This window comes from Bacillus sp. NPDC060175, assembly GCF_042728695.1.
Lineage (GTDB): Bacteria > Bacillota > Bacilli > Bacillales > Bacillaceae_G > Bacillus_A.
The window spans coordinates 1-14918 of sequence record NZ_JBHWYR010000018.1 but is presented as its reverse complement, the minus strand read 5'-3'; the positions used below and the strand labels follow the sequence as shown (position 1 = coordinate 14918).

The window sequence follows — 14918 nt, the reverse complement described above, 5'->3', positions numbered from 1 at the left end:
GATTCATATGCAGACAGTAACCTCATATCCGTGGTCGTTAAGAAAAACATTTGTCTTTTTCCTTTGCTTCATTCTGCCTCCTATCGGTGCGATTTACATTGTGATGAATAGAAAGACTCTACAAAAAAGAGATATCATTTTATATCTATTATTTGCTGCTATTAATATATCACTTTGGTTATCGCTTATGATTTTTGATCGAAGTATGTGGATGGTAGCGGGACATGATGTGCTTGGCGTAATTGTTATTGTTTTTTCGAATATGAATAAGAGATAAACCGGCAATCTTAAAGTTGCTGGGTTTTATATTGATATTTATAATGAAGAAACAAATTTTTAATAGAGAGTAGTGAGAGTTATGAGATGGAAAGCAGGAACTTTTGAAAAAATAGAAACAAACCATGCATCTATTGAACAAATTATAAACACATTTAAGAAACAAAACTTAAATGGTGGAGCGGTAATAAGCTGTTTTAAAGTACATAACGAAGATTTTTTCAAAGAAGTACCTTATGAAATAGATAGATACGAGCACTTTTTCAAAAAAATCTTCAACTCTTTAGATATAATCAATAACTTAGAGGAATTAAAAATACATACATCAGAAAAATATAAGTTTCAATTTAAATATAATAGTGCGGTAATGCTTGATGGGAGCATTGCAGTTCAAATTATAAGAGGCGGAGCATATAAATACTTTCCGGAGAAAATGGTAGTCGCGAAGCAATTAGCGAGCGAGGTATGCCAATACATGTTCCAAAATCGTTATGAGGATATTATAGTGTTCGAGAGTCAAAGCCCTTGGACAGATTGGTTTTACGATGTTGCATGGGATAATACTTGGATGGTGTTAGATAGTAAAGAGCATAAAATGTGGCTAATTTGCGCTACGGATACGGATTGATAGATGAAGAGCCTTGTAGGAATGCTACAAGGCTCTTCATCTTTTGGGAAAGAATAGAAAACAAATCGTATAAATGTTATACTAAAAAATGTTTGTAATGTAAGTTTTATACTATTTTATAATGATGGCTTACTAGAAAAGAAAAGGTAAGAGGAGAATGAACGTGAAAAAGGTAAAGAAATTATTGCTGTTAATGATGGTAGTAGGATTAACAGTAGGTGTGCTAGCAGGATGTGCAAACCCGAAAGATACTGCTGAAGAATTTTTAACAGCAATACAAAAAGGTGACCTAGAAAAGGCTCGCACATTTGTTGAAAGTGATAAAGAGTTTAGTAAACTAAATGAAAAAACAGACGATGCTGACGGAAAAGCAATGCTGAGCGCAATTACGAAAAGCTTTAAATTTGAAAAGCTAGAAGAAGTATCGAAAAAGGATGACAAAGCAGAAGTGAAAGTAAAAGTTACATCTGTTGATCTATCCGTTGCCGTAACAAAAGCAATGGGAGAAGTGATGCCAATGGCTTTCGCTAGTGCCTTTAGTGAAGACAAAGAGCAATCCGAAAAAACAATAGAAAAAACAATGACATCAACTATCATCAAAAACTTAGCGGATAAAGATGCAGCAATGGCAACTCGCGAAGTTACATTGAACTTAAAGAAAGACAAAGATGGCGACTATAAAATCGTTGCTGATGACAACCTACAAGAATTGTTATTTGCTAATGCGAAGTCTTTGGAGAAGATGTTTGGTGGGAAGTGATTGACTGGCAAGATTTTTAGTTTTTATAAGAAGTAACTTGGATAAAAAGAGACACCATATCACCTAATAGGTTGATATGGTGTTTTTTTATGACCCCGGAGAGGCTCGAACTCACGACCTCCACCCTGTCAAAGTCGATAATCTTTCATGATTATAACAGATGATAGATGTTAAACTTTGATATATCAGTATGTTATTAAATCTATACAGGATTAAAAATGTTTGAAAATGATATGAAATTGCGATGTTCTGCCCCATTTCTGCCCCATGGTAAAAGTGAATAAACTTAATGGCTCACAGGGGATGTGCTTAGTATAAATAAAATGTAAATTTTTATGTTGTTGCCATTTTGAATTTGAAAATAAAAAATTAGGAAATGTTTTTTTGTTATACACCCCATAATTAGTGAGAGAAGGCATATGAGAGATGAAACGGCACAAGCGATGGCTATTTTTTATAAACTCATATCCAAAAAACATTTTGAATTAGACCTGAGGCTGATTCGAAAATTAGGAGGAATTAATTATGGAACAGAAAGTACTGAGTGAAATGGAATCAGAAATTTTCCAAGTGGATACAGCTCTTGAAAGCTGGCGCGATTCAGGGTTTGATCTATCAACTGCTGTTGGTGAAGTAGCTGATAACTCAATTGAAGCCGCATCAAAAATTATCAAAATTGTTCCTTATCGTAATAAAGAAAATAAAAATATTGAAACAATGGTCTTTGCTGATGATGGAATTGGTATTAAACCTGAAATCTTAGCTCACACATTAAAAATAGGTTTTTCAACTCGATATAATCAGCGTAAAGGATTGGGACGGTTTGGAGTAGGAATGAAAGCTGCAGCTTTAAGTCAAGGCAGAAGAATAGATATATATACTAAACCCTTAGGTGAAGATCGTTATTATCATGCATTTTTAGATCTTGATTTAATCGCAGAACAAAAACAAACACACATTGTTGCACAGGAAGTTAATGGGTTCCCAAAAGAATATGCATCACATATGAAATGGGAAGACGGAGCAGCCTTTGAATCAGGTACGCTTATTGTTTGGTCAAAAATTGATAGATTAATTAACGAAGGGAAATACGGGAACTCTGTAGCTGAATCATTACAAGATTTAACGAAATTTCTCGCAAGAACTTATAGAAAGTTTATTGATCAGGGCTTAGTTATTCAATTAGATAATAAAGTTATTGATTTATACGATCCTTTGCTGCTACTTGCAAGTCCAAGAACTTTAAAAATTATTGGGGAAAATAATTTCCCTGCGGATATTAAAGATCGATCAGTTATTGAGATTGAGGGTGAAGAAGTCGTAGTAACAGTAACTTTACTTCCTGATGTAGTAAGAAGAGTTGCAGGAGAAGGGGGCTTTCAGGGATCAGCAACAAGGTTTAAAGAACTTTACTTAAAAGATCGTGATGGTTACATTAGCATTATGAGAAATGGGAGAGAAATTTATTATGATCCAATCCAACAAATGTTTCCAACCAGACTCGAGAAAATTGACCGCTTTATCGGAGTGGAAATTAGTTTCCCAGCTACGCTTGACGAATATTTCCAAGTAAGAAACGTAAAGCGTGGGGCTGTACCTGTCGGAAAACTAAGAAAAGAAATTAGAAAAATATTAGATAAACCTATTAGAGCAGCACGTAAAGAAATTACTGAATTATTCATAAAAACAAGTACAGAAACAAGACAGAATGATGTTGAACACACACCGGCGACTAAAGCAGTAAAAGAAGCAGAAAAAACTGCTATTCCTGGAAGAGGTGGATTAAATACTCCAGCAAAAGAAGTCCAAGAAAAAATCAACGATATTTTGGAAGATGCAGGTATCGATACAGAAAAAGAAAAAGATTTAGCGAAAAAAATGACTGAACAAATTAATGAACAACCAATCACATTAGTGGATTCGTCTTGGCCTGGAAAAGAATTATTAGATATCACACATTTTAATGGAAAGGCGATTATTAAAATTAATCATCGTCATCCTTTTATCAAAGAGATATATGATCCAATTAAAGAAGTGGCAGGACAAGATCCTTCCAATATAAATGCTGATGAATTAGTAGTGCTTGCAAGAAAGGTAGAATCAGCTATTGATGTTTTATTTATGGCATATGCAAAGGCAGAAAATATGCATGCATATCCTGATGATGTATACAGTGATTTAAGAACACAATGGGGATTCTTTGCTGGAGCTTATGTTAGAGAATTATTGAAATCATTCTAAGTACTAAAACTGTAGGTTGAATTTTCAGCCTACAGTTTTTTGTTTTTATTGGAAATATTTTTTATAATTACCCCCCATATAAGTTGAAGGTTTAAAAATGACTTTAATTTTCCATTAATTTGCAATACACAGATAAAAATGGTAAATTGGAAATGTCTGCAATCGATCTGAGACGAATGCAGAAAACTATGTTTCAAACGACTTGAGTTATCCTAAAAATTCAGTGACCGATTTCCTTGAAACGGACACAAGAAATGGGGAAAAAAATGAATAAAAAACAAACAGTAAGTAGTAATTCAGTAAATAAAGCATTAATCCTCTTGGATAAAATGCGAAAAAGGGCGAAAAATTCCTACAATAGTTATTATCAAGTTGAGCGAATTGAACAAGCGATGGATTATTTATTAAATAACCCATCAAAGCAAGGTGACCCGAAAACACTTGTAAGAGATGTTATGGGAAGTGCAGGATCAAAAATTCGAAATAGAATCGAAGTTGTTAAAAAGGCTGGCGAACTAGCCGGTGTTTCTTCACCCATGGCTATGCCACAGCAAGCTAATGACTCTATTCATTATGTAGTAATAGAAACAATTAATGAAATCAACAATTTGCCGATTAAGCCAAAAGAGAAAAAAATATTAACGGAATTAACCCAGGGTAAAGATACAGAAGATTTGGCTGAACAATATAAAACTACTGTTACAGCAGTACGAACAAGAATAAGTAAAGCGAGAACTGCGTATAAAATTGCAGTAGGTGTAGCAATATGACAGCTCGTTTATACAAATTCACTCCTTGGCTAATAAAATTATTAATACCAAAAGGTTATAAAGGAAGTTACATTTTATATGCCAAAAAACAACAAAAAGTAGTACCAATCTATGTAGGTAGATCTGATACTGATCTACAACGTCGGCTACTTAATCATCCGTATTTAAATGTTGCGTATTTCTTTGAATACTATATTTTTGATTCGGCCGAAAAAGCGTTTCTTTCAGAAGCTGCATTGTACCATTGTTTTCAAGATGAGTTAAGAAATGAGATACACCCTGCAGTACCTACAAATTCACATTTAAAATGTCCATTTTGTAATAAAACTTATGTAGACACGAAAAACTATCGTATAAATCTAATCTCATAGATGACTATATTCCCCAAGCTACAACAGTAGCTTGGGGAATATTATTTTTGTTCCAGAGTAATTATTGTTTAAATTAACATTATTAAATACTTTATGTTTAATTTAAAATTGGTATTAAGCAATAATTTTACTAACAACTATTCTATGTTCCATTTGTCCAATAAATCTTTCAAATTGCTCTTGGTAGTTAGAAGTTTCTTCAATTATTTCATTTGCAATTCTTGTAAGAGTACCCACGGAATATTCATTATGAATCTGGTAAGATACTGATGTTTCTGTTTCTCTTGTATCTACAAAACCAGATATAGTATCTACTGCACTACTTTCATAAAAACGTAATTGTTCATTTTGTTCAATAGTTTTATTTTTATAATGTGCACCGCCAATTACCTCATCGACACGTTCAAACACTCTAAAAGATAATGTTTCATTTTCTTCAGTAGGTACTTTTTTTACTTTAATAAAATAATTACTCATTGAATATCCTCCTATATATTTATGTAAACATATTAATTATAACCCAAAGAACTAAGGAAAACTATTCAGTAGCAATGAAATTAAAGGGGGATTTTACAACATACTATGAGTGTTGATTGAAGGATCTAATTGGTTTCGGTGGGAAATTCATTGTACTTATCATGCTATTAATTCTGTTAATTATTAGGTGTAGCTGGTGGTAAGGGGGGAATGAGTACTAAATGCGGGAAATAATTATGTTTTTATATGTTATTGATTATGCCTGCTATGTTTAGAGCCTGTTTTGATTAATATTTTTCAAGACAGGCTCTTTTGTTAGTCATATATTATTGGCGGTTAGTACACTTCTGACTGAACTACATTTTAGAGTAACAGGAGTTAAATTAAGGAATGTTTTAATTCACTTTTGTTTGTTCTAAGGGAGTGATTAAAGATTCTAATTTACTTGATGCCCCTTTGTCTGCTGATTGCAGCGAGTGGGTGTAAATATCAATTGTCGTATTAATTCTGGAATGGCCCAAACGGCTGGAAATGACCTTCATGTTTTCTCCTGCTTCTAATAGAAGGGTAGCGGATGTATGACGCAATCCATGAAAGTTAACATGTCTTATTTCGTGTTTTTCCGTAAACTTGTTCCACTTCTTTGTAATATGACTTGGATATAAAGGCTTACCGTGCCAAGAAGAAAATACAAAGAAATACTCGCCAGCTTCCCACAAATCACCGCAGGATAATCGCTTCTCATTACAATCGTTCTTATATCTTCGTAGCTTTTCGATAAGGGAAGTAGGTATAGAAATTGTACGTTTTGAAGTTCGTGTTTTTGGCTCTTTTATATAGTATTGGCTATTTGCATATGAAACAGATTGACGTACAGTTACCATACCATCCTCAAGGTGAATATCTTTCCATTCCAATCCTAATAATTCACCACGTCTAAACCCTGTCATAATAGCTAACTGGAATAGAATTTGATACATTGTTTCCTCTTGTTCCAAAAGGCTCATAATTTGTCTTGTTTCCTCCAAGTCATAAGGCTCTTTTGTTTGATACTCGTCTTTTAGCTTTGTAAGCTTTTCGGCAGGATTCCTTCTTATTAGCTGCCACTCATGAGCACGTTTAAAAATGTTTTTAATGACACGTATTACATAATTAATAGTAGCTGGGGATAAAGTACCTTCTTTTCCATCCTTACGAGTATCGTTTTTAAGTTGCTCTGCAAGAGTGATTAAGTGCATAGGCTTTATATCTTCTAACTTCATATTTCCAAGAGAAGGCAAGATACGCAATTTTAAATGGCCACAATATGTTTCATATGTTTGAGGAGATAGACTATTAATAGCATATTTCTTTTTCCACTCTTCAACAAAATCTTTAAACAACATCTTTTGAGGTTTTATATATTCACCTGTTTCTATTTCAGCAATAAACAAAGCAAGTTCTTTCTCTGCTTCACGTTTATTCTTTGCAACAGCCATTCTCGAACGTCTAATGGGATTGCCTTTTTCGTTATATCCAACGGTTACACGCATGCGCCAGTTAGTACCATGTTTTTCGAGTGAGCCTTTCACAATTATTCATCTCCCATAAGTAATTTTAATGATAAATTTTAAGTGAGATCGAACATTAATTAATGTACCTATTTATTTTCCCATTTTTTTATAAAATCTTTAAACAAATCATCTAAATGTGTATTTATTTTGGTCTTAAATTCGGTGTAGATAGTCATCATTTCATAAACAGAAAAATCACTGATATGATTTTTTCCGGAATCTACTTTATAAAGAAAGAGGCCACGCTCTAAGCTTTTTAAATCCCAAATTAACTGGTGCATTTTTTTTAGTTTTTCAGTATCTTCATCTAATACATTTTCTCTAACTGTTAAATAAACTGCATCAATAATATCAACAGCAGGTTTTCGTATTTCCGGTTTAACTTTACTTAGTAATTCCTCCAGTTCAGACAAATCATTTTTAAAAACAAGTTCATCAAATGTTCGTATATCAGTTCTTTTTAATAAGTAGTCAATCATTACATCGAAATAAGATGCGATTTTTTCGAGAGTATCAAAATCGGGATGTCTATCACCACGTTCGTAGTTTCCTAAAGTAGTGAATGGTATGTTTAATTCTTCTGCAAGTTCTCTTAATGTCAATCCTCTTTCTTTTCTAAGCTCTCTAATTCTATTCTCACGCATGAGAACACCTCCGTTAAAATCACCTTAAATAATATACTACACAATATGGGTACAAAATACACTTGTTTTTCTCAAAATGAGATGTTAATATATTTTTGTACCCATATTGAAAACAAGGAGGTGGATTAAGCATGGAGTGTTTAAAGGTATATAAACAAACAAAAAGATTAAAGATTGATGCTAAGAGGATAAGGGTTGCCAGGGCTGAAATGAACTGGACTCAAAGTAAGCTATCCGAGGAATCATCTGTATCGCGTTCTACAATTAGAGCTATTGAAAATGGGATTAAAAAAAGTGTGCAATTTAAAACAATCGAGAAGATTGCGACTGCTTTAGGCAAACAGGTCGATGATTTTTGTACTCAAAATGAAAAATAAGATAAATATATATAAGAGGATGATTTAATGGAGCGATCTACACTTACAGCAAAAGAAGCAGCTACATACTTAGGGATATCTTTGGATTTAGTTTACAAGGAAAGTATTTATGGCTCATTGCCATGTGTCCGTATAGGTAGAAGGAAGCTATTTAGAAAAGAAACACTTGATCGATGGATGACAAAGAAAGAACTGCAGTGCTTAGAAGGCAGACAAGCTATAAATCTATGAAAGGAAGAATAAAAATGACAGATCAATTAAAAGCAGTAAATGAACAACCGACATTATCGAGTTTAGAAGTAGCGAATATACAAGGAAAGAAAGGCGGTTTGAGTATGGATAATAGGAAAAATACATTAACAGAGCGAGAGAATAAAGTTTTATCGCTTATCAGACAAGGGAAGGAAAACGCAATTACTGTTAAGGATATTATTTCAGTGATTGGTGGAAATAATGAGGAAATCAGAGCCATTGTAAGGAGATTGATAGAAAAACATGGCTATCTAATAGGTTCAAGTAATCATATTGGAAGAAGTGGATATTATCGCCCAAAGACAAATGAAGAGAAAGAAGAAGCTGTAAGTAAGTTAGAGAAAAGGGCAGGTGAAATATTAAAGCGTGCTAATATTATGCGTAAATTACCTTTGGTTAATAAGGGTACAATGTTCTAAGAAGTTAGGAAATGGTAGGAATAAAAAATCCATATGAAAGGGCCAACTTTCATACGGAATATAAAAAATCTATAAACTAACTCGATTCTACCATAAGTCATTTAGTAAGAATATAGGAAGATAATAGAAAATGTAAGTTAAAAATACGGAATATTATGTCAATAAATGTGGTCAACTCAATAATGGAGTTTAACCACTCTTTTTTGAAGATATTAGCATAGGTGTTCCTTGCGGGGAATTAAATTTAGCTGTAATAAGTTAAAAAAGAGGGATTCTTAATGATAAGTATCGGGCAACTCAAAGAAAATATCTCGATTGTTGAAGCTTTAGAGCAATACACTCATGTAAAAGTACCCAATCCTAATCGTAGAAGTATCAGTGTAAGGTGTCCGTTTCATTCTGATGGCAGCCCATCAATGGCAATCTATCCAAATACAAATACATTTAAATGCTTTACGGGATGCAATGAGGGACGTGTAGGTGATGTGATAGACGTTGTTCGTTTGGCACATAGTGTTGATGTCAAAGAAGCGATTATTACTCTTGCAAAAGATTTTGGGTTACAGAATCCAACGGCAGAAGAGAAGCAGAAGTTGTACCGAAAAAGAAAGTGGAAAAAGGAAAATGCATTAGCTGCTGTAGCATTAAATAATAAGGTGATTGAACAAATCAATAATTTAAATGATCTTGCTAAGGCTATTCGGAAACAAATGCAGGCCATCAAAACAGTGGAAGAGTTAGAACAATTAGGGGAAATGTATCACCTTTTACCGCAAATAGAGTATTGGTTAGATTGCTTAGTAGATGAAAATGAGTATGTGAGAATAACAGCTTTAGAAGAAGTAAATCGCTTATTTAAGGGATTAGAGGGAAGTGAATCATAAATGAATTTAAAAGCAATTGAAGTAGTGAGAAAGAGCCTTGGTGCTGAAAAGATAAATAGTATTTTAGGAACCAATCTTGCAGAGATAACATCAGATGAGATTACGTCAGCAAACTCACAACAAAATAATGAACCAACAAGAGTGTGGGGAGAGATTATTCCCTTTGATGAATATGAAGTACCTCTATTTCCAATTGAAGTGTTTCCGACATGGTTAAGGGATTATATAGAAGATGTGGCAGAGCAGACACAAACACCTATTGATATGGCTTGTATGATGGTGCTATCCGTTTTATCCGTTGCTTTGGCTAAAAAGTTTAGTATCGAACCAAGTAAAGGGTGGTATGAACCGTTAAATACATATTTGATTACATTCATGCCACCAAGTAATCGAAAGTCGAGTGTGTTTAAGGCATTCACGTTTCCGCTGCTGGAACATGAAAATGAAGAGAATACCAAAAGACGAATTGCAATAGAACAAAGTAGACATGAAAAGGATGTATTAGAGCGGCTTATAGAGGATTTAAAGAAAGACTTGGTTAAAGCTAAACAAAAACAATCGGAAGAAGATGCAGCTGCCATACAGGGTGAATTAAATGCCAAGATTGAAGAAATGGAAAAGGCAGAGTTTGTTCATCCTATACGGTACTTTACGGACGATGTTACACCAGAACAGCTTATAACACTTATGCTAAATAATGCTGGTCGTATGGCAGTGTTATCAGCAGAAGGCGGCTTCTTTGATTTAATCAAGGGCAGATATTCAAGTAATACCAACATAGATGTATATCTGAAAGGATTTAGTCAAGACCAGATAACGGTAGATCGCAGAGGAAGAACGGAAAAGGTAGATGATCCACATTTAACAGTGGGGCTGTTTGCACAATTAGATGTTATTAAGCGTTTACCGGAGTATTTCTATAATCGTGGTTTAATGGCCCGCTTTTTATATGCAGTCCCTAAAAGTTTTATAGGGTATCGAAAAATAGAAACAGCAGAGATAAGAGATGAGGTACAACTACTCTATAGCAAGCAGATTAAGAGGTTATTAAATTTACAGCATGAAAATGTTGTTTTGGTATTAAGTGATGAGGCGCAAACGCTTTTTAATAAGTATCGCATTCATATGGAAACTCTCATGAGAGAGGGGAATGAGTTGTCTTATGGCCACTTTCAATCCTGGGCAGGTAAGTTAGTTGGACAAGTAGCGAGAATCATTGCACTTATTCATATAGCACGTCATGCACATTGTGAAAGGATTTCGACTGAAATCAGTAAAGAGACTGTTCGCAGTACATTACACGCTTCTAAATACTTTATAGATCATATGATGGCCACATTCGGTTTGTTAAGTGAAGGGAATACGAATGATGATGCTAAGTTTGTGCTCAAACATATTTTAAAGAATGATCGTGAGCAAATCCCTTATAGAGATATTCAACAAGCCACAAAGAAGAGAGTTAAATCAGATAGGTTGAAAGTTATTTTAAATGAGTTAGAAGAACGAAACTACATTCAAAAAATTAAAGAGGGTAAAAAAGAAATGATAGTTGTTAGCCCTTATTTATGAAGAGAAAAAATATACTTTCTTAGAAATAGTCCCCCAATTCCCCCGAAAGGTCATGAACCATAGAGCCGCAAGGGATTACGGTGGGGAATAGTGAAATCCCACTTTTCCCCAGTTCCCCACTTAGCAAGAAAAAGGGGATTAAACTGGGGAAACGGGAAAAAGTGGGATTTGGGATGGGAACACTTCTATCCTTACAGCCACAAGGGATATAGCTTATTGGGGTAATTGGGGGAACTTTTTGTGTAAATAGAAATAAAGGAGACGATAAACATGCCAACTGCTCCTGCATCGAATCAAGATGAAACAAAGAAAAGAGATGAAAAAGCAAAGGCAGCAGGTTACATGGTAGCACTGAGCGGAACACTCTACACATTAACTCTAAGTAAGACAAGCTGCGTGTATATTGATTATATAAACGGTTTTTGGACAGCTTGGAGGGAATCGCACTGGAATACTGATAAACAACCTTCCAGTGTAAAGATAATCGCTAAGGCAGCTACATTTGACTATGTATTAATGAAAACAAAAGGTTACTTAGATTTTATAAAAAGGAAGAAATAAAACGTTAAAAGTTTTTTGATATTAAAGGAGGGAATTTGATGATTATTGATGCAAAAATAAAAATGTTGAAATCATTAGCTACTGATTTAACTGACAAGGGGATAGACAATCCTTATAACTTATTAATTAATTTAGGTCGTATATTAGATGGATTTCCTACAGAATTTGCAAAAATCAATCCAGAGTTGGTGTTAATAGTCATAAACAAAGTTGACGAGCTGATGTTGTTTAAACGTATAGAGGAGTTTTTTACGTTATTTCCGCCTATAAAGAACTATGTGGAGGATGGGACTTGGACATATAAAAATACATTAGAGCATGTTGCAAATAATCATGGAGAGTATTTTGGAAAAGATGTATTTAAGGAATTTCTAATGAATAGATGCTATGAGAATAAATTTGTTTTCAATGTAGGATTAGCTTTTATGATAGCTATTTCTACGATCAGAAGAAGAGAAACAGGAATAGATATGTTCACAGAGTTTATTACTTATCACTCTAATAATTAGGCACGCAGCTATTTCTAAAACATTATTTGATAGTTAATTAAATTAGTATACGGCTCGGGATATCAGAACGATTTTTTACAGCTGTAGATTAACGGAGGGAACAGGAATGACAAACGTAGTATCTTTAAGTAAAGTGGTTGATGTAATTAATGAAAGAAAACTATCTATGAAAGATGAACTTACATATGCTACAACAATGTATGAAGCAGGTATGCAGGATATATTAACTCAAGTTGCAGAACAGATTTTTGATAGAGAAAAATTCGATGAGTCTAAGTCCACATTAGAATATGAAAGTACATTAAAAGAAATCATGAACAGTACTAAATTAAACGTCGATGAACTTAATGATGCGATAAATTATTATTGTGCTTTATCTTCACGGGATTATTTTATTCATGGATTTATACAAGGATATTTTTATTTAAAGAGATATATTGAACATAATAATTAAAAGTAATAAAAAAGACGCGGATAGTCCGCGTCTTTTTTGATGATTAAATTAATTTTAAATACTATGTAGTGTGTTTAAAACAGTAGTGTAAGAATGATACTGGTAACGCTACTTACGATAATACACAGTGTATTTGTGACATTTTTCATTTATAAGAAAACGTGTCATTATATCTATTCTAACAATACATATTGTATTTAAAATACGAGCGTTTTCCCATGATAGCCTCGTTTGGCAGCCATTCTAGCAATACATATTGTATTTAAAACGAACATTTGAAGTGAATCAATTATTAGCAGAAGCGAATTCTAACAATACATATTGTATTTAAAATCCCTATTTTTTCATAAATAATCATTGATATATCCGTGCTTTTACTTCATTAATTTTTACCCATCTGCAGTAAACCTTTAGTGCTGTTTTATATTCAATCAAAAAAACATTAAACCTATGGTATAGCTACGTTTACAACGTGTATCGTAAATTTTAGGTTTGATGCAGTTTTTATTTTAAAACAATATGTATTGCTCTTGTGCAGTAACATAACGCACAAGCTTAACCTTTGGTGAGTGATTTTATTTCTCCTCACCCTCAGGACGGAGAATCGCCCCAGCGTCATGATAAATTAATGATATTATTGACTCAAGGTCACGCTATTTCATTATTATTTTTCCGGTAATATTCGCTTTCTTCTTTATTTGTGATATATCTTGTACTCGCTGCAATATTACGAGCTGCATTATAATCTGCATTATCTATAAATCCGCAAGATTTACAACAAAAAGTATCTTGTTTTTCTCTTTGTCCGTCCTCATAGTGACCGCATTTACTACAGGTTTGTGAAGTATGAAATGGATCAACATATTTAATTGAAATTTCTTCTCTGTTAGCCTTATACTCAATGAATTGTTGTAGTTGATAATACGACCAGTTACGTAAAAGTGATTTCTTTTGTGTTTCTTTTAAAGTTAACAACTCTAAGTTAATCTGTTCAACGCCGTATTGGACAGCTAAACTAATGATTTTTTTACTAATAAAGTGATTATAGGTTGTGATATAGTTTTTTTCTTTTTCCTTAAATTGATCTAACGCTTTTAGTTTCTTTTTTCTTCCTTTTCCCCCTTTAGAAGATTGGAGAGCACGTTGTAAACTTCGTTTTTGAGATTGTATATTAGTACGAACTTTTAGAAAATCTTCAATTTTACCAAGGGCTTTTCGGATATAGGGAACATCATTTACCGCAAAATAAGCAGGTATTTTAAGTCCTAAATCAATTCCAGCAATACGTCCTGGAACTTTTCTATTTTCGCTTTTTTCTGGAATGTTTAATGCTAAATTCAGAATTAGTTTATTTTGTTGATTAAAATTCATTGAACTATCACATAATTTATATCCACCAGTGAGTATACATTCTAAGGTTTTGTAAAGCTCAGTTTTATTTTGATATTTGACTCCAAGGACACATTTAAAGACAATTTTTTTTGTCCATTTTATAAAGAATTCTTCAGATTCTTTAAATAAGTTAAGTGTCCTCCCTCGTATATATAAAGGATTATTTTTTTTATATGTTCTTAAAGAACGATTGCCAGATAAAACTTCGGTTATATCATTTTTGAAGTCTTGGTACGCAATTTTTGTAAGCCTGTCTTTAGTATCTGAAAGTAAATTAAATTGAGATGACACAATATCACGTAAATGCGTGTCCTCCAGTTGTCCGATCATATTGTTATATTCTTGAAACAATTCTTTATTTCTCGCTTTACGTAAACTGTTTAATTTTTCTTTTGTCTTTTCATAAGTAGTTTTGCTTTTAATCAGGCGTTCTTTCAATATTGATTTCTTACTTGAATCAGTTTCTACAATTTGTTTTTGTTCAAGTTCTTTCAGTAAAATAAAAGACTTTTGCTGTGCTTCTATAGCCTTGTTTAATTTGTGCTGATAGGCTTTATCAGCAAATGAGATTTTTTGCCGTGCAACATAATTAAAGTACAAATGATTCATTGCGACGTTTAGAGCTTTATTTTGCTCTCTCATTTCTTTACGAATAAAGTTATAAGCTTCTGTTGAATTATCCGAAACTATAGAAAGTCTAATTTTACGAGATGTAATCAAGTTTTATCCTCCTTTCTTGATAAAGTCTTTTCCAATAGGGAGGTTTGGTAAACGTTATATC

The 14918-nt window shown here is 33.2% G+C and carries 18 protein-coding genes; 14 read left to right on the top strand and 4 right to left on the bottom strand.

Features of this window, described 5'->3' with window-relative positions:
• Positions 1 to 7: 7 nt before the first annotated feature.
• The 6 genes from ACFWDE_RS11550 (at position 8) to ACFWDE_RS11525 (ending at position 5046) form a co-directional block, all read left to right on the top strand.
• Positions 8 to 277 carry a hypothetical protein gene (locus ACFWDE_RS11550; RefSeq protein ID WP_377892428.1) on the top strand — a complete coding sequence of 90 codons (270 nt, stop codon included), beginning with the start codon at positions 8 to 10 and terminating at the stop codon, positions 275 to 277.
• An 81-nt stretch (positions 278 to 358) separates the two neighbouring features.
• Entirely contained in the window at positions 359 to 904 is a 546-nt protein-coding gene (locus tag ACFWDE_RS11545; RefSeq protein ID WP_377892427.1) for a hypothetical protein, read from the top strand.
• 163 nt (positions 905 to 1067) lie between these two features.
• Complete coding sequence (locus ACFWDE_RS11540; protein ID WP_377892425.1) at positions 1068 to 1664, top strand: hypothetical protein; 597 nt, start codon at positions 1068 to 1070, stop codon at positions 1662 to 1664.
• A 525-nt stretch (positions 1665 to 2189) separates the two neighbouring features.
• Positions 2190 to 3905 (top strand): ATP-binding protein, encoded by a 1716-nt coding sequence (locus ACFWDE_RS11535; protein ID WP_377892423.1) that lies wholly within the window; start codon positions 2190 to 2192, stop codon positions 3903 to 3905.
• Positions 3906 to 4171: 266 nt separating this feature from the next.
• A complete protein-coding gene (locus ACFWDE_RS11530; protein WP_377892421.1) occupies positions 4172 to 4675 on the top strand; it encodes a hypothetical protein in 504 nt (167 codons plus the stop codon).
• Positions 4672 to 5046, top strand: coding sequence for a hypothetical protein (locus ACFWDE_RS11525; protein ID WP_377892420.1), 375 nt, complete (start codon positions 4672 to 4674; stop codon positions 5044 to 5046). The genes ACFWDE_RS11530 and ACFWDE_RS11525 overlap by 4 nt, the downstream gene beginning before the upstream one ends.
• Positions 5047 to 5160: 114 nt before the next feature.
• On the opposite strand, the gene ACFWDE_RS11520 is transcribed toward ACFWDE_RS11525, so the two are convergent.
• The 3 genes from ACFWDE_RS11520 to ACFWDE_RS11510 all read right to left on the bottom strand — a co-directional run bounded on the left by ACFWDE_RS11520 (position 5161) and on the right by ACFWDE_RS11510 (position 7720).
• The gene (locus tag ACFWDE_RS11520; protein WP_377892418.1) at positions 5161 to 5523 is read right to left on the bottom strand and encodes a hypothetical protein; all 363 of its coding nucleotides are present in this window, start codon (positions 5521 to 5523) and stop codon (positions 5161 to 5163) included.
• Positions 5524 to 5918: 395 nt separating this feature from the next.
• Positions 5919 to 7094, bottom strand: a complete 1176-nt coding sequence (locus tag ACFWDE_RS11515; RefSeq protein ID WP_377892416.1) for a tyrosine-type recombinase/integrase — start codon at positions 7092 to 7094, stop codon at positions 5919 to 5921.
• A gap of 68 nt (positions 7095 to 7162) precedes the next feature.
• Entirely contained in the window at positions 7163 to 7720 is a 558-nt protein-coding gene (locus ACFWDE_RS11510) for a helix-turn-helix domain-containing protein (RefSeq protein WP_215550881.1), read from the bottom strand.
• Between the two features lie 131 nt (positions 7721 to 7851).
• Between ACFWDE_RS11510 and ACFWDE_RS11505 the strand changes: the two genes are divergently transcribed.
• The 8 genes from ACFWDE_RS11505 (at position 7852) to ACFWDE_RS11470 (ending at position 12745) form a co-directional block, all read left to right on the top strand.
• Positions 7852 to 8097, top strand: a complete 246-nt coding sequence (locus ACFWDE_RS11505; RefSeq protein ID WP_377892414.1) for a helix-turn-helix domain-containing protein — start codon at positions 7852 to 7854, stop codon at positions 8095 to 8097.
• A gap of 27 nt (positions 8098 to 8124) precedes the next feature.
• Positions 8125 to 8328 carry an excisionase family DNA-binding protein gene (locus tag ACFWDE_RS11500; protein ID WP_377892412.1) on the top strand — a complete coding sequence of 68 codons (204 nt, stop codon included), beginning with the start codon at positions 8125 to 8127 and terminating at the stop codon, positions 8326 to 8328.
• 14 nt (positions 8329 to 8342) lie between these two features.
• Entirely contained in the window at positions 8343 to 8768 is a 426-nt protein-coding gene (locus ACFWDE_RS11495; protein ID WP_377892410.1) for a hypothetical protein, read from the top strand.
• 278 nt (positions 8769 to 9046) lie between these two features.
• On the top strand, positions 9047 to 9652 hold the full coding sequence (locus ACFWDE_RS11490) for a CHC2 zinc finger domain-containing protein (RefSeq protein WP_377892409.1): 606 nt from the start codon (positions 9047 to 9049) through the stop codon (positions 9650 to 9652).
• Entirely contained in the window at positions 9653 to 11221 is a 1569-nt protein-coding gene (locus tag ACFWDE_RS11485; protein ID WP_377892407.1) for a YfjI family protein, read from the top strand.
• A gap of 270 nt (positions 11222 to 11491) precedes the next feature.
• A complete protein-coding gene (locus tag ACFWDE_RS11480; RefSeq protein WP_098290808.1) occupies positions 11492 to 11782 on the top strand; it encodes a hypothetical protein in 291 nt (96 codons plus the stop codon).
• A 38-nt stretch (positions 11783 to 11820) separates the two neighbouring features.
• On the top strand, positions 11821 to 12291 hold the full coding sequence (locus tag ACFWDE_RS11475; RefSeq protein ID WP_377892404.1) for a hypothetical protein: 471 nt from the start codon (positions 11821 to 11823) through the stop codon (positions 12289 to 12291).
• A gap of 106 nt (positions 12292 to 12397) precedes the next feature.
• Positions 12398 to 12745, top strand: a complete 348-nt coding sequence (locus tag ACFWDE_RS11470; RefSeq protein ID WP_377892402.1) for a hypothetical protein — start codon at positions 12398 to 12400, stop codon at positions 12743 to 12745.
• Positions 12746 to 13393: 648 nt separating this feature from the next.
• On the opposite strand, the gene ACFWDE_RS11465 is transcribed toward ACFWDE_RS11470, so the two are convergent.
• Entirely contained in the window at positions 13394 to 14857 is a 1464-nt protein-coding gene (locus ACFWDE_RS11465; RefSeq protein WP_377892401.1) for an RNA-guided endonuclease TnpB family protein, read from the bottom strand.
• Between the last annotated feature and the right edge of the window lie 61 nt (positions 14858 to 14918).